We start from the raw sequence: 18,011 nt of genomic DNA on the forward strand, positions 1-18,011 counted from the left end.
TATAAAAATGAAAAGAAGAGTTTTATCATTATTATCGTTAACAGCCGTGTTAACATTAGCCTTAAATTCATGTACTATCGAGGTAAATGATGGCCTAGGAGACGGTACTACAGTTACTACTCCGGGAACTACTGAAAGTGTATTAAGCGGAAGCGGAACATTATCAGGGACTATTTCAAAAGATATCCTTATCAAAAAAGGAAACTATACATTAGACGGAATTGTAAAAATCACGAATAATGCTACGATCACTATTGAAGCAGGAGCTACTTTCAATGTAGTAACTTCTAAAACAAGTGGCCTGGTAATTCTTCAGGATGGAAAGATCAATGCTGTAGGTACAGATTCTGAGCCGATTGTATTCACAACTTCTACTAAAACTCCTGGTGACTGGGGTGGTATCACGATCTACGGAAGAGCTCCTATCAAAGCTGTGAACGGAAATAGCCAAGCCCTTTCTGAAGACGGCAACAACGTTTATTACGGAGGAACTGATGCCAATTCAAACTCAGGAACAATGAAGTTTGTAAGAGTGGAATATGCGGGTAAAAAAATTGGTGATGGTACTTCTGAAACTAACTCTATGACGTTCTACGCCGTAGGAGCAGGTACTACTTTAGAGAACCTTGTAACATATAAAGGAACAGATGACGGTTATGAATTCTTCGGAGGTACTGTAAGTGCCAAGAATATCGTTTCTTACGGTAACTATGATGATGCTTTCGACTGGCAGGATGCATGGAGCGGACAGAACAACACAAACTGGTATGCTTTCCAGACAGGTACTGGAAACTTCGGAATGGAGATTGAAGCTTCTGGTAATGCTGACAATGTAGCACCAAAAGTATCCAACATCACACTGATCAGAGATACAAATACTCTTCCGGAAACGGCCAACTCTCCTGAAATTACTGCTATTCAATTCAAAAAGCAGGGAACAGGAATATTCTCAAACGTTTATATCAGCGGTTATAAAAATATCGGTACTCAGAAAGCTTACAGTGTACTGATTCAGGACGCTGCAACAGAAACAAGTCAGGTAAATACAGGTAAAGTGGTAGTTGCACCTCTTACTTACTTAAACTCTGACAATGCAGGTGTTTGGGGATATGCATTTACTCCAAACGGTGGAAAAACTTTCACGAACACTACTACCGTTACAAAAGTTTCTCTAACTGCCGGGGCTTGGGCTACAGTAGACGGAGTAAACCTTTTAGCAGGATTACAATAAGTAACTAGTTTCTTCATATCAAATTTTAAAAGCCATCAGAAATTTTTCTGGTGGCTTTTGGTTGTTCATTAAACCCACGGAAATCCATTGGTTTATTTACAAATTTCTATCATGAAGGGTTCTGTTGTATTGGATGGCTTATTTTTTTTACCACCCCGTTAAATCTTCGATTTGCCATCCCTCCAGCGGAATATAATTCTGATCCGACGAATATTGGTCATGATGAAGATCTTCAATTTTCAAATAATTAAGTATTCTTCTTTTCCTGAAGTTTTAAAAAAATAGCTAGAGTATCCAAAAAAAATTTTCGCTGTTTTGTGATTGAAATAAAAAAGACCGGATCATCAATCCGGTCTTATAATAGTTTTTATCTGTAAATATTAAGAATATTCAAATTTTCTTACCGATTCCAGAGTCATATCAATTTCTCTGTCCTTGATCGCATCACTGATGAAATAGGTTTCGTAGCCGCTTGGCGGAAGATATACTCCATTCTGAAGCATCTGGTGGAAGAAATTATTAAATAAAGAATGATTGGAATCTGCTGCTTCATCAAAATTGGAAACGCTGTTGGTATGGAAAAATACAGACATCATAGATCCTTTTCTGTTGATCTTGTGGGCAATTCCTTTTTCATTTAAAATTTTACCGATTCCAAAATCCAGTGTTTCTGCCGTTTTATTGATTCTGTTAAAGAATTCCGGATCGTTTTTAATAAGCTGTAAGGTTTTCAGTCCCGCTCTCATCGCCAATGGATTTCCGCTTAATGTTCCAGCCTGATAAACTCCGCCTTTTGGAGCTAAATGATCCATAATTTCGTTTCTTCCTGCAAAAGCACCTACCGGAAGACCACCGCCAATCACTTTTCCGTAAGTAACCAGGTCAGCTTTTACATTATAGAGTTCCTGTGCTCCTCCAAAAGCCAGTCTGAAACCGGTCATCACCTCGTCAAAAATCAGTAAAGCTCCGTTTTCATCACAGATTTTCCTCAAATTCTGAAGGAAATTATTTTCGGGAAGTACACAACCCATGTTTCCGGCAACCGGTTCGATGATAACAGCTGCTATTTCTCCCTGATTGTGACGGAACAGGTCTTCTACCTGCTCAAAATCGTTGTACCTGGCCAAAAGAGTATCTTTAGCCGTACCTTCCGTTACTCCCGGAGAATTTGGATTTCCGAAAGTGGCTGCACCGCTTCCCGCTTTGATCAGGAATGAATCTGAGTGGCCATGATAGCAGCCTTCAAATTTAACGATCTTATCTCTTTTTGTAAATCCTCTTGCCAGTCTTACAGCGCTCATACAGGCTTCTGTACCTGAAGATACCATTCTGATCTGGTCTATATTGGGAACGTTTTCTACGATGAACTTAGCAATCTCTGTTTCCAGTTCCGTAGGTGCCCCGAAAGAAAATCCTTTTTCAGCCTGAATTTTCAGTTCTTCCAGCACTTCAGGATGGGTGTGTCCCAAAATAGCAGGTCCCCAGGAATTAATGTAGTCGATGTAGGTATTGTCATCCGCATCGGTAAGATAAGCACCTTTTGCAGATTTCATAAATACAGGAACACCTCCTACTGATTTGAATGCACGTACCGGAGAATTTACTCCTCCAGGAATGTATTGGTATGCTTCATCGAATAAAGCCGAACTTCTTTGGTATTTCATATTTTAGTTGAAAGTTGAAAGTTGATAGCTGCCGGCCCAACAAATGAACTGACAACGGGAAACCGGCAACAAAAAATTAGTTTCTGGGTTTTTTGTCGATCAAATAAATCAGCTGGCCTGCAGACGGTTCCTGTCCTTCATCCATTCTGTTTTTTGCATATAATTTATTTAATTTGATCCCGAATTTCTGGGCGATATCATGCATATCTTCCCCGGATTCAGCTTTATAAACGGCTGTATTTCCTGCGGAATTTTTAGATTCAAGAAAGACAATGTCATTTTTCTTTAAAATATCGCTGTTAAGCTCGTTCCATTTGATCAGTCTGCTTTCGCTTATCCTGAATTTGTCTGCAATGAATTTAACGTTGGTATCTTCAGGAATGACAATATATTTTAAGCCTTCGTTGGGATGACTTTTGATAAGGATCGAATTAAGAATTTCAGCTTTTGTTTTGATCCTTTCCACTCTTTTCTGCTGTTGGGCATAAGAGGTCTGTTTGTAAGGAACTTCAACTGTAACCGGATCTTTGGCTTTCTTAACCATCATTTTTGAAGGCTCCAGCTGGGCCATGAAAGCACGGTCATCCTTCAGGTCCGGATACATTTTAAGAACGGCGTACAGCACTTCCTTTGAGTTGGTATCGTCATACTCATAAAGTCTGTACTTTTCAATTTTGCCGATCAGGATTGAAGCATAACGGGGATTGGTTGCATATCCTGCTTTTTTAAGTCCGTACGCCCAGGCTTTGTAATCTTTCATATCCAGGTTGAAAAGATTTGTGTAATACTTTCTTGTGGATAAAAATATTGAGTGGTCTTCATAAGACTGCCTCGGATCGTCATAAACACGGAAACATTCATTGGGGGCATCGTCTGTATGCTTCATGGTTTTTCCGGTCCAGTCTTCCTTACATTTTATCCCGAAGTGGTTTTTGCCTTCCTGGGCCAGTCTGCTCTGTCCGCCTCCGGTCTCCAGAAGTCCCTGGGCCAGTGTAATAGAAGCCGGAATCTTGTATTTTTCCATTTCTTCTACCGCATATCTGGCGAATTTTTGAATGTACTGGTCTTCAGTTGCCCAGGTCTGAGCCGAGAATGTTGATAAAACTAAAAGGCTTATGATTGAGAAAAGTCTTTTCATGTTTTTCAATTTTTACTTATATAATTAAATTTCTATTCTGTCTTTCCAAAAGCAGATTGGCTCCTTCAATACCTTGTAATCCGCCGGTATGAAAGCATAAAACCCTGCTGTTTTCAGGAAAATATTCATCATCAATCAGTTCAAAAACTTTCTGCATCATTTTTCCTGTATACACCGGCTCCAAAGGAATACCGTACTTCTGTTTAAAATCATTGATAAAACGGATGTTTTCATCTTTTATTTTACCATAACCTCCAAAACATGAATCTATTAGATTAAAATTCCGTCTTGAAGTTAATTCTGAGATTTTATCCTTCAGTGAAGCATCGTCAACTACATTAAATCCTATAACTTTCTGATCTTCTTCACAAAATTTTGCAATTCCGGCAACTGTTCCTCCGGTCCCTACTGCGGTGCAAAGATAATCAAAATCTTTTGTTTGGTCATTCAGCATCATTTTAACACCTTCCACGGCCTCTTTGTTGGTTCCTCCTTCGGGAACAATCAGTGCATCGGGGAATTCTTTATGGAGAAATTCGGTCAGTTTTTCTTTATGCCTGTATTCTTCCCGGGTTACAAATTTAAGGTTCATTCCGTTTCTTTTTGCTAAAAGAAGCGTGGGATTATCGCGCCATTTGTCCTTCAGCTCCTCCCCTCTTATCATTCCCAGTGTTGGAATACCGGATAAGTTTCCAGCGGCAGAAACTGCGGCAATATGATTGGAAAATGCTCCTCCGAAAGTGATGATGTAAGGGGTTGCCGGCTCTTTCTCCAGATAGCTGTTGATATTATAAAAAAGTTTCCAGTATTTGTTTCCTGAAATCTGGGGATGGATAAGATCTTCCCTTTTGATGAAGAGCTTTATATTTCTCTGAATGGATATTTCCTGGATGGGAACAGGCTCTGCCGGGGCTTTTAACAGCATTTTAGTTGTTTAACCATTATCTGCAAAATTAGTGAAAGATTCGATTGGTTGTAAATTTTAATGGATGACATTAAATGAATGGTTTTTATTTTAATATTAAAAGCGCAAGCTTTAACATTGATGCTGTCTTTAAGATACAAAGGCATTAATTCCGGCAGGTTTGGAATTTATGTCTAATTTTTTAAAATTTTGGCTAAAGCCGGATAGAAGGCAATCTGTTTTCTACAAACGGGTTAAAACCCGCTCCTATTGAATTTTAACAACAAGATCTTTTATCTTTTATCTTTTATCTTTTATCTTTTATCTTTTATCTTTTATCTTTTATCTTTTATCTTTTATCTTTTATCTTCAAATATTTTCTAAAGTTCCAGAATTTCCTTTTTTTCAGGTAATTCAGATCGCGTTCATTGGCGTATGCTTCTCTTTCAAATGAAATCCTTTTATAGGCCAGAAAACCGTCTTTGAGCTTGAAAAACCAGTAATAATATTCGATGACATAAAAAATATAGAAGAAGATAACGAGCATTTCAAGCTGCTGTCTCAAATGGATTTTTTCGTGGTTGATAAGTACTTTATTTTCCTTATCTTCGGGTTTCCTAATGAAGATAAAGGGAAAGAGAGCAATGCCGTTAATTTTTAGTTTCTTTAATGGCTTTTGGCATATAATTATCATACTAACAAATATAAAGTTTTTTTGACTTAGAGATTTAACTTATGGCCCATTATGACATCAAAGAAGGTGAAGACTTCTACTATAATGAACAGGGGTACAAGGTTTTTACAGAAAAATTCCATCTGAAAAGGGGATACTGCTGTAAAAGCGGCTGCAGACACTGTCCTTACGGGTACGATAAAAAGACTGATACATTTATTAAAAACGATAAAAAAAATAAATAAAATGAAAAAATATATTTTTATTTTGTTAGCATCGGCTGCATTAGGCCTTACATCGTGCAGTCCGTTTCAGGTACGTTCAGATTATGCCGAAACGGCTAATTTTACAACTTACAGAACTTATAAGATTAGAATTGACGATCTGAAACTGAATGACATTGATAAAGACAGGGTTTTAAACGAGTTATCAAGACAGCTTCAGAGCAAAGGCCTTCAGTCCGGCGAAAATCCTGATCTGATCGTTAATGTAAAAGCGAACCACAAAAAAGTAACGGACATCAACAACAGCTCTCCGTACGGAATGTGGGGATGGGGCGGTCCTTTCGGATGGGGCGTTGGCATGAGCAGAACATGGACCAGCAATTATAATGAAGGCGCACTGATCGTTGACCTGATCGATTCTAAGACAAACAAACTGGTTTGGCAAGGTATCGGAAGTGGAATTTCCGTGGATTCTCCAAAAGCCAAGCAGAAACAGATTCCTGAGATCATGGCTGAGATCATGAAAAACTATCCTCCTCAGAGAAAATAAATGATTTCAATCAACCATCATATACAACGCCGGTACAGCTTTTCTGTACCGGCGTTTATCATTTTAGCAGAGATATATAATCTTTCTATTTTACATTATTTAAAAAATAGCCTATTTTATCATTCCTGTTCGTGACAAATTCTTTTCCGCTTTCATTTATTCTATACACCAGAACTCCCTGATTATAGGTTTCCCATATTTTAAATTGATAAGTTCTCTGTTTTGTATGTATGGTAATCCAATATTCTTTCTTTTTTATAGGATGGTTCACCCAGGTAAATTCGTCGGACTTTAATTCCTCAAAAAGCTTATTATATTGTTTGTAGTTAACGGTTTGATTATTAACAGTTATTCCTGTAACATTTGAAAACATTTCCTGATTATAAGAGTTGTATTCTTTAAGGTCATATCCTACTTTGATAAGATATCCGATAAGCAGTATACCATATATTATGAAAGGGAAATAGAAATTCACTTTTTTCTGTCTGGCAACAGCGGAAAGCAGTATTGTTAAAAATATAAAAACGAAAATGATCCTGGTATAAATACTTCCCATAATTTACTTTATTCTTCTGACACAATTTCTACGGTGTAAAGGTAGAGGTTTTAGAAACACGATAAATACTATTAATTCTTCTATTCCCATGACCGGATGATATATAAAACGGCATGCTTTACCTATTAAAATTAACAGTAATGTAATTTTTTATTCGCAAAAATATAGTATTCTTACAGAAATTTTTATTAGTATGAAAAAAATTATCTTATGTACTGTAATAGCCGGGTTTGCCAATGCCCAGGCTCCTGCAGGATATTACAGTTCAGCAAACGGGCTGAGTGGCGCCGCGCTGAAAACGGCATTAAGCAGTATTATTTCAAACGGGCATCAGGACAAGGGTTACAGCGGACTTTGGACCGGCTATAAAACGACTGATATTGATAAGACCTATGAAAATGACGGTTCGATTATGGATATTTACTCGGAAAAGCCTTCGGGAACAGACCCTTACAAATACACTCCGGGGACGAATCAGTGTGGCACCTATTCCGTAGAAGGAAACTGCTACAACCGGGAGCATATTGTGCCTCAAAGTTTATTCAATGAATCTGCACCGATGGTTTCGGATATCCATTTCATCAGGGCTACCGACGGCAAGGTGAACGGGATGAGAAGCAATTATCCTTTCGGAAAGGTAGGATCGGCAACATTTACTTCTCAAAACGGCTCCAAGCTGGGCAGCTCTTCTTCTTCAGGCTATGCGGGAACGGTTTTTGAACCTATTGACGAGTTTAAAGGTGATGTGGCAAGAATGATTTTTTATTTTGTGACACGTTACCAAAGTAAGCTTTCTTCTTTTTCTTCGGGTAATATGCTGGGGAGTTCAACATTTCCGGGATTACAGACCTGGGAGCTGAATGTTCTTCTGGCATGGCACAATCAGGATCCTGTTTCGCAAACTGAGATCAACCGGAATAATGCTTCTTACACTTACCAGGGGAATAGAAATCCGTTTATAGACAATCCTAATTATGTAAGCCAGATCTGGGGATCATCAGGTCCGGGAACCACGGATCCGGGAACGCCTAACCCGGGCACAGGCTGCGTGAATGAAACTTTCGAGACTATTCCTGCTGCCAATGCTTCTTATACAACCAGAACCTGGACATCAAGCGGTATTTCATGGACTGCTACAGACTCGAGGACCGATCAGACCATCAACAGCAAAGCGATTACGGTGAGAAACGGTTCTTTAACTTCGGGAAGCTCAGCCAATGGTATCGGATCATTAACTGTAACTACACAGCTTAAGTTTTCGGGAAGCAACGGAACTTTTGATGTGAAGGTAAACGGAACAACGGTAGGAACGGTACCTTACGGCACCACCGCTGCAACTACAACGATCAGCAATATCAATATTTCAGGAAATGTTACAGTAAGTCTTGTCAACACCTCATCGGGCAACAGAGTGGCTGTTGATGATCTTAAATGGACGTGCTATTCGGGAACATCCAAGCAGGCTCAAAGAATATCGGCTGATGAGAATACGGTTCAGGAACTTCAGGTATATCCTAACCCGATCTCCGGGCAGGAAATCTTTGTAAAAGGTGATACCCGGAATATTAAAAAAGCAGAGATTTATAATCTTCAGGGGAAGACCCTTGAGACGATCAACAGCCCTTTTAAAAATGGAAATTCCATTAAGATCAAAAATCTTGAGCAGGGAATTTATATTTTGAAGCTTGATCAGTCTAGTTTGAAGTTTATTGTGAAATAATCTGTTGACTAAAAATAACATAGCCGATTCAATATTCTTGAACCGGCTTTTTTTTACTTAAAAATAATGTTTCTCTTATTTCATGTACTGATACCACGGAGATCCCTGTGGAGTAGGATATTTTAATCCGAAGACCACATCGTTTCTGTAGGCATCTTTGGTTACGGTCACATATTTATTTCTGATTCTTCCATCGTTCTCAATCGAAATACTCAGGATGGAATAGTTTTTCCCATCGTCCCAGAAAAAAGATGTAGGATAGGTAAAAGAGTTTTTCTCATCCTGGTTCCATGACACTTTATCAGGTGCCACTTTCTTAAGCTTTTCAAAAATCTGTTTTACTATTTTAGCATCTACAGTTGCTTTATCTGTCACGGTAGCAGTAGGGTTTCCATGTTTTCCTGTAATTTTTTCAACAAATTCCAGAGAGCTTTTTTCAGCAGCGTTGGTATCGAGTGCCCCTACTTTTCCTTTGTATACGGTAATTCTTGTCCCCATTGTATTGTCCAGAGGAATTCCTCCATAGGTCAAACCTTTATTTTCATCTGCATAATATTGAACGACATCTGGTTTGCTGCCTTTTTCTTTTAGAAATACATCTTTATTTTCAAAATCATACTTCGTTGCCTCTTCGCCCAAAGAGACGGATGAAAGATCAAATGATTTATTTCCGCAGCAGATATTAATCAATACCACGAAAATCAATATCAGGAATTTTCCTTTTTTCATAATAGTTTATATTTTGATTTATTAATGTCATTCCCCCTTTTCTTCCTTTGCGAAAACAGGTTAAAGTATTTTTATTGTTTTAAATAGATAAATACGATACAGAATACGTTGATCAAAATGATTACCAGCCCTGCTTTCAAAGACCATCTTAGTCTTTCTTTCATGCTATCCGATGTACCGTAAGTAGCAAGCAGTGCCGCAAAAAATGCAGCAACCCCAGTAAAGACACCTCCAGCGGCCAGCATTACCCAATCCAGTTCCACAGCATTGGTACTGTTCTGATTTTCAGCATCTGTAATTTTTACTTTTTCACCCAAAACCGGTGGATTATTACTGGTGATGTCCAGTGTTTTTACAATTTTTTTGCCATTGGCATCAGTGTATTCCACTCTCGGAAAAAAGATGACTCTGTCGCTGTATGAAGAATTTGAAAAGTTTTTACCTTTTGTGATTTCTTTTTTATAACCCACCACGGTTGCGGTATATTGGGGTTCATCGAAAGTTCTGTAGGCTTTCTCCCAAAAAAATGAGTAGGATAAAATAAACGTTAATGCATTAATGGAAATCATTATTAACGAAACAAAAAACAAGAGAAAAGCCTTCTCAAGAAAACCTCCTGTCTTTCCGAAATTCTGTTTTTTATCCGAAATTTTTGAAAAAATCCTGTATCCTAAGAATACAGAAAACAGAACAACCACAGCTACAAAACCTCCAAAAAAAGTCATTATCCCGATATTTTAAATAATACTAAATCCTTTTTCTTTTGTTCTCATGTGAAGTTTGATTTCCATTTCAATATTGCCCTGCTTTTCAAGATCGGGGCTTTTGAACTGAAGTGGCTGAGACCCGTCTTTTCTCATGAGTCTTACCAATTTACCATAGCCCATGATTTCAAGGTGCAAATCAGCCTCATTAAGTTCCTCAACAGCTAAATTTTGGCCAAACAACTGACCTGCACTGTCTAAAAACCTTTTTTTCCGGTCTTCGGAATAATATAAAGCCTGCTCCTGAAGCTGCATTTTGTCATGAGACATTTCCAGGTACTTTCCGGCATTATGCTCAACCAATACTGCATGTATCTGTTTATAATATTTGAAAACATCACTGAAGAGATCTTCTTTTTTCACATCTTTAAAATCTACCGAATGTTGCCAACCGTCCAGTACAAAAGGAAGTTCCACTTCTATTTCGCTGGCCACATTAAACGTGGGATGCTGAACATTCTCTGTTAGTCCGTCCCATGGGGATTCCATTTTAGGACGGAATTCAGCGCGGGATGCCTTCCAGTTATCAAAATCTGCACAAAAGAAATCTACCGATAAGGTATCATCTTCATCCAAAACATTTTTTCCCAAACGCGGATACATTTTTCCAACTACCTGATATTTCCCGCTCTGAAGCAGCGCCTGATTGATCATGGTATCTCCTCCGAATCCGCCTTCTTTGGTCTCATCTCCGTACCAGTCTATGACAGGAACATCATTCACATAAATGGTTCCCGAACAATACATTCTGGGATAAACGGAATATAATGGTTTTTTTAAATTATGCATACCTGAGTTTAAGTTAAATATTTTTTATTCATATAGTAAGTTTCTTCTTTCATCACCTTTTCTTCTACTTTGAAATTACTTTTCCACCAGCCTACTTCACCTTCTATCTCTACAGAAAGAACGACTCCTGAAAATTTCAGAACAGGCTGGATAAATAATCCTTCCGTATCAGAATCCAGCACAATATCACCTCCAAAATAGGAATCTGCCTTGGCTGCCGCTTTAAAGGTAACAATGGGTTTTGCTTTGGTTCCTTTTACCGTTCCCACTTCAATACTGATACTGAGTTCTATGGTAGCACCCATTTTCCCTCCGATCGTGGTTTTCCCCTGCATATTGATCCCGTTAATACTGTCAATTTTCAGGGCATCCACCATGATTTCCAGCTCGCCATAGAATGTCGCTGTAAAGGTAACCGAAGCGCCCAGTTTTTCCAGTCCGCCTCTGAATTTATTGATAATTTTCGCTGCGGCAGGGTTCCCGGTGGCTCCGTAAGAAGCTGCAGCAATGGCTGCACCGATGATATCAATAACGACTTCTGCGCCTATCAGGGGTTTGAAACCGAAACCGACTTCACCGATGACGCTCAAAGCAGCTCTCTCATTGACTCTTTCCAGATACCACTTCCCTACAACGGTAAATTTAGGATACCTGAGATTGAAACCAACGGGAATAGCGGTTTCTTTTGCAGCACTCTGAGCATAGTTGATGGCATTCTGAACGATATCTACAGCGGTAGCGATCATTCTGGCGACCACCTCTATTTTATCTGCAAACTCGTTGGTAAAGCTTCTTTTTTCCCGGCCGGCATCCCATTCTGCGGATAATCCTACACCTACATTGATCGGAACTTTTCCGTCTTTATTCAACAGCATTCTTTTGTAACCTGCCTGTCTGGATTTTTCCTGATGCTTGGCATATATATTCCCCGGCGGCATATTGGAGGCTTTATAATTGGAAACATTCACCTGAAATTCCAGTGCAAGTTCCCATTTAATATCCGGATAGGCTTTAATTAAAACCGTTACTCTTTTATCATTACTGAAATATCTGCAACTGTGAATGTTCATATGGAACTTATTCGGATTGGTTGCTATAGGCCAGATATACTGTATGGGAGCAGCATTGAACCTTGACATATTCGAGTAGACTTTATAATTAAAAGACGAAGGGGCAAAAGTCTGTTTGGCATCTCCTTTATCTACCGCCTGGCCTACGTCGGTCATCAGGATCTGCTTTTTATGCTTGTTTTTACTTCCATGGTAGCATTCATTGGTATCAAATCCGGAGATATCAATCGTAAGGTCTTTTTTCGTTGACTCAGTCGGAGCTACTACTTCATAATTAATGGTTTGGGCATCATGAGCATTGAATACAAAAGAAATATCTACTCTTCGGTTACTCTCGTAATCCTTTTCATTTTTGAACCGGATATTATCCTTCCCCATTTTATCGTCTGTAGGATCTACTTCTCCTTTCCCAACGGAAATGATTCTGCTTGTATCAAGACCTCCGTCTGCAAAAAATTTCTTTACAACATCGGCTCTTCTCTGGGACAGTCCTTTATTGTAATTCTGTTTTCCGATCACGCAGGCATAACCGCTCAGATTCATAGTTGAATCTTTGTGTTCCAGAAGAAACTTGAGTATATTATTGAGGATGGCTACCCCATTTTTGTCTATTACCGTAGAGTCAAATTTATAATAAATTGTTCTCTCGATACGTTCCTGAAGGGCTGCAGACTGTATTTTTCTAATTCCTTTACCATTATCAAAAACAGTTACCGTCGTGTTACTGGCTTTTCCGTCTTTTACTTCGCTTTCGGTGATCTTGATCATTTCAAAGCGACACGGTTCCTGACGGACGGAATTTACATCCGGCTTATATACTTTTGTTGGAGTCTGATTCTTGCTGACATTGGCATTGGTAGTGACCACTTTATTTTTTACATTCAGATAGATAGCGTGAAGATCATCACCCAGATTATCTTTGATGTACTGTTTGGAAGCAGTGTCTTTTACTTTGATATAAAATTCTTCTACATTCTGGATGTTATCTACATGAGCCATCCATGAGTAGGTATTTTCTATTTTTAAATTGACCTCCCCGTCTATTACCTGAACATTATTGTAGACATGAACCAGCTTATCTTTTTTTGCGGTCTGCTGATTCCAAAGTTCTATCGTTACAGTATTTCCGTTAAGGCCCTCCGTCATCAGATTAAGATAAACAACATGGCCGTAAGAAATGAAATTTATCTTATTCTGGTTTTTGATACTGGTTTTACTTCCTCTTTGAGTCGTCCATTTGCTGGTAACAATTTTAGGATCACACCAGCCTTTTACATAGAGTCCTGTATTGTTTTTAGGGTCTCTTTTTCCGGACAGACTTGCTTCAATATAATAATGATAGCTTCCGCAAAACTGTTTGGAGATCAGGAATTTGTAGCCGCCTTTTGAGGGCGCCTGATTGATGATGATTTTCCGGTTATTGGTCTGCCGCATCCAAATAATTTCTTTCTTTTTATCTTCGGCAGTAGTTCCGGGCAGCCATTCTTCAACGCCAAAATAAACCCACTGATCAGGTTTTAGCGTTACTCTCTGGCCTTTCACCGACATATCGGGATAGTAAAGTCCTTTTGTAACATGTATTTTTTTTACACCTTTAGCCATTTCTCTGTCGTTTAGATTACACCATCCTGCCCGCCGTAGGTAGGCTGTTCATTATACATTTCTTCTGAATCCACCAATGGATTGATCTGCTGCTGTACATCCTTATCCGCATTTTTAAAATTCTGCGGGCTGCCTTCTGTCCTCTGTCCGTGGTCTATGATTTCAATACACGGCGTTCCTGCAATGGCACAGATGGCTTTACTGGTTTCAACGATAATATAGCCACCGTTATTAAGCTGTACTTTTTCATAGAAATCTTTCCATTCAGTAACCATTATTTTGCATGGTGGTGGCGGAACTCCCATTTTGATACAGTTACCGAATGTATTTTTCTCGAATGTTGCCGCTCCTATTTCTTTCGTGGTGACGATCAGTTTTTTGGAGGCGTTTTTATCATTCGCGTATTCTTTCTGGTGTGAGAGCACTTTGAGTTTGTCCGGAAGCTGTCCGAACTGGCATTTGCACATAGCACCCTGTACTACAATATGTTTTTCTGCCATGGTTAAAATTCTTTATTTGAAATTACTACTCGGGTTAAATATTCATTTCCAAATTCAAGGCGAACAAAGGAAGAATTCATCTTGAAAGTCACAACGGTCAGGGCTTTTTCTGAATTTCCTTCCGTTTCTCCTACGGCCTGATAAAGCTGTGCGTTATATCTTGCAAATTTTTGTTTACATTCTGATGGTGAGCTGTCATTAAATACCAACCCATGAGGTAATCCAGAGACCATATCCTGTCCGTAATACTGGATAGCATAATATTCCAGACCTGTGCTCATACTGGCGTAGATCATATTGAAATCGTCGAAATCCCAATTGGAGTATTTTCCGCCTTTGCAGTCTTTACATTCCGGTTGAGTGGGTTGTACCTGTAAAAGTTTTGTAAAGGTATCGGACGTGGCCGGTAACGCAATAAACTGTTTCTTCCCGAACAGAATCTGCAGTTTTTTTGATGCTTTTTTCTGCTTCTGATTTTCTACAATCATATCCGTTGTGGTGACCGCAGTAGTATAAGTAGTGGCTACGCTGTCAGTTAGTGATGCATCATCATTTGAAAGTTCCGGTCGCTTATAGTTCAAAAGAAATTCTTTGATCTCTTTCTCTACTTTCCCGGTGGATTTGGTCAGTTTGGTGTCTACCTCTTTCTTCGACCAGTTGTCCGGAATTACTTTTTCAAGAAAAACAGTGACTTTCGTGCTTTTTGCAGAGACCTTTTTCATATTCACATTCCATACCGCCTGCTGGATAAACTGTTTAGATTTAGCTCCATTTTTCAGGGCTAAATTCAGATAAGGATTTTTCTGGCCGCCTTCATATTTCAAATGATAAAGATCAACGGTAGTTGAGAAATCGGTATCCGATGCAGCAGCAGCTTTCGGTTCATCCTGGGTGAAATCATTTTTAAAATCAAAAATAGAATTCTGTAAGGTCTTGATATCTTTCGGGACATTAAATTCCACTTTTTGCCCGAAATGCAGGCTAAAGCTCAATATAAAAACAAGGATGGACAATTTATGATTTGGTTTAATTTTCATTTTGTTAGTTTTTTTCAATTATTCAGTCAGCATCGCAATGACTACTGATATTTTCTTTTTCTTCTCAAGTTGCAGGTCACATTCCAAATACATTGATTTCACCAGTAAATTCTGCCCGTTCAGATAATAGACTATTCTGAAGTTCCCTTCCTGATTCATCACCGGATTATCCTCAATGATCATCGAAAAGGGAGCTTTATTTATAAAATCATATACACTCCTTTCATCATTTAATTTCCCTTCGCCTTCTACATTAACCAGACCGGATTCTCCTTTCAGCGGATCAATCTCCAGTTTTATTTCATATTTCGGTTCTACCGGATTATCTACCACAGGAAAACTTTCTGTGACCTCTGTTTCATAATCCTGTCCGAAACTCTGATAAACCCCCAAAAACAATGTTCTGATGAAATAATCATTTTTCAGATAAAGACTTATGGCATCGGGTTCGTCTATTATTTTTTCTATCTTTTCGCAATAGATGTCTACTGTTTCTCCTTCAAATTCTTTGTAAATCTCTTCTTTTACGGCAGGCCATCTTTGTTTAAATACTGAAAGGTTTTCCACCTCATTGAATTGTCCTGCCTCATCTACGCTGATCTGCAACGGATACAAAACCTTTGATGTTTTATAGGCCAGCAGATCGGCTATTTCATTCACTTCCTCTTCGTTCAGAAAAAGATTGGAGGTTCTGTCTATTTCAAAAAAATGCAGCCTGCTCTCGGTTTTCAGCCAGCGTACTGAGGTTTCATATTTCAGTTCATTCTTGCGGTCGTTGCTTTCAATATTGATAGTAACTCCATATCTGCAGAATGAATTTTCAGGTTGAAAAGTAAGGCTGTTTCCTCTTCCAAACGGCACCAACCGGGTTTTATCCGTCACTCCTGTTCTTGGAAGAAAAAGTTCCTTCTGGCCTGTAAGCTCAATCAGGATCATATCCTTGACGTCGCAGTGGTTATTGTGAAATAACTTTAAAGCACCTGCATCTAAATGGTACAGCGAGGCTATGCTTTTAAGGCTCTCCCCTGTCTGGACGGTATGTATGTTAAATTTCTGCATAAAAATAATCCGGCATCTCTGTTCTCTGTCAGTATTTCTTACTTAATGCTCAATATATAAATGATCAGCAGCGCGATACCCGATGCGATCAATATTAAATTTGTGCTTCTGTTCCTGTGATTTTTGGTAAAAAAACCTACCATAATCTCTATTAAAAGCAATAAACACCATCCAGCCATCCAGCAGATATTCAAAACAAGATGCATAGGAATAGACATTCCGCTGTTTCCTCCTATGGACTGAACCGGATGGAACCATGAGTCCCAGTGGTCATAAATATAAATCAGTATAAATCCTGATAATAATATTCCGATTCTTAATACCAGATGTTTATTCATAATACAGATTAATGGAACACTCTTACCCTGTCTGAAGTAGGATCCATTCCTATTCCTTCTCTTCTTGCCGACCAGTGGATGTATTTATTTCTGAGTATCCTCAGGTCATCCTGTTCCTTCATTTCTCTCTGGTAGTCTGCATATTTCTGCTGCGGTATTGAAGCTCCGCCATATGCGGTCTCAATATCTTTATATCTTTTAAAAGTATACTGTTTTCCATTGGCCATCGCATAAGATCTCAGGCGGTCTTTTACCCTTACGAGCAAAGGATCGGAGGTAATGGAATACTTTTCGTCCGTAAGCTTCTTTATGGTCAGGGGAACTGTTTTCTGAACTCCATACTCTGCCATAAAATGCAAAGGAACATAGCTGTATCTTTTGACCAGATCGCGGGTTCCTTTTAATGCGAGATAAAAGCCCGGGGTAATGGTAAGCTGCTCTTCTTTGTACCACGCATCTGCAATAAGCTGGCTTCTTAATGCCTTCAATTTTTCACTGGTGGTCCATGATGTTTCAATTTCCTCCCAGGTTTCGGTTCCGTCTTCGTAAGCTCCGCCTACATCGCAGTGTACGCCGGGAAATATTCTTTCTATGCCTACATGCACGTTGGTAAGGTCAAAGTTTTCCCTGTGCTCGTTTTCTGCCACAAAATGGATTACAGTCTGTGCTCTTCCGATATCATTCAGGCTAAGTTCTTCCACATCATTGTGAAAATCCGGCATGGCAGAAAAGTTTTTTGAATAGGAGGAAACGGTATCATAAATACCCAGAAATCTCACCTTCAATACATCCACCGTAATTCCGGCTTCCTGCAGCTTCAGTCCCAGATGTCCCCATTTCGGAAGCTCTTCGCCCTGCACTCCGGTGCCGTCGCTGTCATAGTGGGCAGTCACGGTCATCCCTTCACTTGAAACAGTAGTGCTGGTTGCTTTATATTTAGATTTTCCTATTTCATGAACGAAATTACGGGCTGCCGCTGCTCCCCTGCTGAAACCGAAAACATCAAAAGTAAGAACGGCAATTTTATCTGCTTTTTTGGCATTTTTAATGTTTTTTACTTTTTTCACGATCTCTTCACAGCCTTTTCTTACTTTTCCCCTGATCCCGGTGGGACCTGTCCCGAAGGCATAACCGAGCATGGAATCTTTTTCTTTATCTTCAGTTCCGATTCCTTCTATATAGATGCCAAAATTCTTATCGTAATTGTCCCACAGCCGGGCTACATTGCTCCAGTCGTTATTATAACTGTTATTATCGGTGGGTGAGCCTCCGTTTTTTTTGTATTCAGGAGTTTGCTGCCTTCTTTCGATGGTGTTGGTTTTATTATTCAACGTTCCGTCAAAAAACACTCCAAGAGTAATGTCTAACACTTCCTCTTTGGATATTTCCGGGGTATAATCTCCAAATTTATTATTGTGCATCGTTCTTATTTTATTTTTATTGACAGATGAGGCTGATGAATG

18 protein-coding genes are annotated in these 18,011 nt (G+C 39.0%); 4 read left to right on the plus strand and 14 right to left on the minus strand.

Features of this window, described 5'->3' with window-relative positions; genetic code table 11:
- Positions 1 to 7: 7 nt before the first annotated feature.
- Positions 8 to 1,231: a hypothetical protein gene (locus tag IX38_RS09810; protein ID WP_034704315.1), complete on the plus strand. Its 1,224-nt coding sequence runs from the start codon at positions 8 to 10 to the stop codon at positions 1,229 to 1,231.
- A gap of 380 nt (positions 1,232 to 1,611) precedes the next feature.
- On the opposite strand, the gene hemL is transcribed toward IX38_RS09810, so the two are convergent.
- The 4 genes from hemL to IX38_RS09830 all read right to left on the minus strand — a co-directional run bounded on the left by hemL (position 1,612) and on the right by IX38_RS09830 (position 5,631).
- Positions 1,612 to 2,895 (minus strand): glutamate-1-semialdehyde 2,1-aminomutase, encoded by a 1,284-nt coding sequence (hemL, locus tag IX38_RS09815; RefSeq protein ID WP_034704317.1) that lies wholly within the window; start codon positions 2,893 to 2,895, stop codon positions 1,612 to 1,614.
- A 76-nt stretch (positions 2,896 to 2,971) separates the two neighbouring features.
- On the minus strand, positions 2,972 to 4,033 hold the full coding sequence (locus tag IX38_RS09820) for a glucosaminidase domain-containing protein (protein ID WP_034704320.1): 1,062 nt from the start codon (positions 4,031 to 4,033) through the stop codon (positions 2,972 to 2,974).
- Positions 4,034 to 4,049: 16 nt separating this feature from the next.
- Complete coding sequence (locus IX38_RS09825) at positions 4,050 to 4,958, minus strand: 1-aminocyclopropane-1-carboxylate deaminase/D-cysteine desulfhydrase (protein WP_034704330.1); 909 nt, start codon at positions 4,956 to 4,958, stop codon at positions 4,050 to 4,052.
- A gap of 328 nt (positions 4,959 to 5,286) precedes the next feature.
- Entirely contained in the window at positions 5,287 to 5,631 is a 345-nt protein-coding gene (locus IX38_RS09830) for a hypothetical protein (RefSeq protein WP_034704332.1), read from the minus strand.
- 41 nt (positions 5,632 to 5,672) lie between these two features.
- On the opposite strand from IX38_RS09830, the gene IX38_RS09835 reads away from it, so the two are divergent.
- Positions 5,673 to 5,855 (plus strand): DUF5522 domain-containing protein, encoded by a 183-nt coding sequence (locus IX38_RS09835; protein ID WP_007842321.1) that lies wholly within the window; start codon positions 5,673 to 5,675, stop codon positions 5,853 to 5,855.
- Between the two features lies 1 nt (position 5,856).
- Complete coding sequence (locus tag IX38_RS09840) at positions 5,857 to 6,384, plus strand: DUF4136 domain-containing protein (protein ID WP_034704334.1); 528 nt, start codon at positions 5,857 to 5,859, stop codon at positions 6,382 to 6,384.
- An 85-nt stretch (positions 6,385 to 6,469) separates the two neighbouring features.
- On the opposite strand, the gene IX38_RS09845 is transcribed toward IX38_RS09840, so the two are convergent.
- On the minus strand, positions 6,470 to 6,940 hold the full coding sequence (locus tag IX38_RS09845; RefSeq protein ID WP_034704336.1) for a hypothetical protein: 471 nt from the start codon (positions 6,938 to 6,940) through the stop codon (positions 6,470 to 6,472).
- Between the two features lie 193 nt (positions 6,941 to 7,133).
- Here IX38_RS09845 and IX38_RS09850 point away from each other — a divergent pair, with 193 nt between their 5' ends.
- Positions 7,134 to 8,660, plus strand: a complete 1,527-nt coding sequence (locus IX38_RS09850) for an endonuclease (RefSeq protein WP_034704337.1) — start codon at positions 7,134 to 7,136, stop codon at positions 8,658 to 8,660.
- Positions 8,661 to 8,735: 75 nt separating this feature from the next.
- On the opposite strand, the gene IX38_RS09855 is transcribed toward IX38_RS09850, so the two are convergent.
- The 9 genes from IX38_RS09855 to IX38_RS09895 form a co-directional block, all read right to left on the minus strand.
- A complete protein-coding gene (locus IX38_RS09855; RefSeq protein WP_034704339.1) occupies positions 8,736 to 9,389 on the minus strand; it encodes a hypothetical protein in 654 nt (217 codons plus the stop codon).
- A 71-nt stretch (positions 9,390 to 9,460) separates the two neighbouring features.
- A complete protein-coding gene (locus tag IX38_RS09860; protein WP_034704342.1) occupies positions 9,461 to 10,114 on the minus strand; it encodes a hypothetical protein in 654 nt (217 codons plus the stop codon).
- Between the two features lie 12 nt (positions 10,115 to 10,126).
- Positions 10,127 to 10,942: a hypothetical protein gene (locus tag IX38_RS09865; RefSeq protein ID WP_228377935.1), complete on the minus strand. Its 816-nt coding sequence runs from the start codon at positions 10,940 to 10,942 to the stop codon at positions 10,127 to 10,129.
- A gap of 8 nt (positions 10,943 to 10,950) precedes the next feature.
- Positions 10,951 to 13,614, minus strand: a complete 2,664-nt coding sequence (locus IX38_RS09870; protein WP_034704344.1) for an OmpA family protein — start codon at positions 13,612 to 13,614, stop codon at positions 10,951 to 10,953.
- An 11-nt stretch (positions 13,615 to 13,625) separates the two neighbouring features.
- Positions 13,626 to 14,114 (minus strand): DUF4280 domain-containing protein, encoded by a 489-nt coding sequence (locus IX38_RS09875; RefSeq protein WP_034704346.1) that lies wholly within the window; start codon positions 14,112 to 14,114, stop codon positions 13,626 to 13,628.
- 2 nt (positions 14,115 to 14,116) lie between these two features.
- Entirely contained in the window at positions 14,117 to 15,151 is a 1,035-nt protein-coding gene (locus IX38_RS09880) for a hypothetical protein (protein WP_131368657.1), read from the minus strand.
- Positions 15,152 to 15,169: 18 nt separating this feature from the next.
- Entirely contained in the window at positions 15,170 to 16,210 is a 1,041-nt protein-coding gene (locus tag IX38_RS09885; RefSeq protein ID WP_034704349.1) for a hypothetical protein, read from the minus strand.
- Between the two features lie 38 nt (positions 16,211 to 16,248).
- A complete protein-coding gene (locus tag IX38_RS09890) occupies positions 16,249 to 16,548 on the minus strand; it encodes a hypothetical protein (protein WP_034704351.1) in 300 nt (99 codons plus the stop codon).
- 8 nt (positions 16,549 to 16,556) lie between these two features.
- Complete coding sequence (locus IX38_RS09895; protein ID WP_034704353.1) at positions 16,557 to 17,969, minus strand: T6SS phospholipase effector Tle1-like catalytic domain-containing protein; 1,413 nt, start codon at positions 17,967 to 17,969, stop codon at positions 16,557 to 16,559.
- Between the last annotated feature and the right edge of the window lie 42 nt (positions 17,970 to 18,011).

The sequence above is a fragment of the Chryseobacterium luteum genome, from assembly GCF_000737785.1.
Classification (GTDB): Bacteria; Bacteroidota; Bacteroidia; order Flavobacteriales; family Weeksellaceae; genus Chryseobacterium; species Chryseobacterium luteum.

Coding starts and splice junctions, on each gene's coding strand:
- IX38_RS09885 (WP_034704349.1), bottom strand. CDS start 16,210: ATGCAGAAATTTAACATACATACCGTCCAGACAGGGGAGAGCCTTAAA.
- IX38_RS09890 (WP_034704351.1), bottom strand. CDS start 16,548: ATGAATAAACATCTGGTATTAAGAATCGGAATATTATTATCAGGATTT.
- IX38_RS09840 (WP_034704334.1), top strand. CDS start 5,857: ATGAAAAAATATATTTTTATTTTGTTAGCATCGGCTGCATTAGGCCTT.
- IX38_RS09810 (WP_034704315.1), top strand. CDS start 8: ATGAAAAGAAGAGTTTTATCATTATTATCGTTAACAGCCGTGTTAACA.
- IX38_RS09865 (WP_228377935.1), bottom strand. CDS start 10,942: ATGCATAATTTAAAAAAACCATTATATTCCGTTTATCCCAGAATGTAT.
- IX38_RS09825 (WP_034704330.1), bottom strand. CDS start 4,958: ATGCTGTTAAAAGCCCCGGCAGAGCCTGTTCCCATCCAGGAAATATCC.
- IX38_RS09880 (WP_131368657.1), bottom strand. CDS start 15,151: ATGAAAATTAAACCAAATCATAAATTGTCCATCCTTGTTTTTATATTG.
- IX38_RS09860 (WP_034704342.1), bottom strand. CDS start 10,114: ATGACTTTTTTTGGAGGTTTTGTAGCTGTGGTTGTTCTGTTTTCTGTA.
- IX38_RS09870 (WP_034704344.1), bottom strand. CDS start 13,614: ATGGCTAAAGGTGTAAAAAAAATACATGTTACAAAAGGACTTTACTAT.
- IX38_RS09845 (WP_034704336.1), bottom strand. CDS start 6,940: ATGGGAAGTATTTATACCAGGATCATTTTCGTTTTTATATTTTTAACA.
- IX38_RS09830 (WP_034704332.1), bottom strand. CDS start 5,631: ATGATAATTATATGCCAAAAGCCATTAAAGAAACTAAAAATTAACGGC.
- IX38_RS09835 (WP_007842321.1), top strand. CDS start 5,673: ATGGCCCATTATGACATCAAAGAAGGTGAAGACTTCTACTATAATGAA.
- IX38_RS09820 (WP_034704320.1), bottom strand. CDS start 4,033: ATGAAAAGACTTTTCTCAATCATAAGCCTTTTAGTTTTATCAACATTC.
- IX38_RS09850 (WP_034704337.1), top strand. CDS start 7,134: ATGAAAAAAATTATCTTATGTACTGTAATAGCCGGGTTTGCCAATGCC.
- IX38_RS09895 (WP_034704353.1), bottom strand. CDS start 17,969: ATGCACAATAATAAATTTGGAGATTATACCCCGGAAATATCCAAAGAG.
- IX38_RS09855 (WP_034704339.1), bottom strand. CDS start 9,389: ATGAAAAAAGGAAAATTCCTGATATTGATTTTCGTGGTATTGATTAAT.
- IX38_RS09875 (WP_034704346.1), bottom strand. CDS start 14,114: ATGGCAGAAAAACATATTGTAGTACAGGGTGCTATGTGCAAATGCCAG.
- hemL (WP_034704317.1), bottom strand. CDS start 2,895: ATGAAATACCAAAGAAGTTCGGCTTTATTCGATGAAGCATACCAATAC.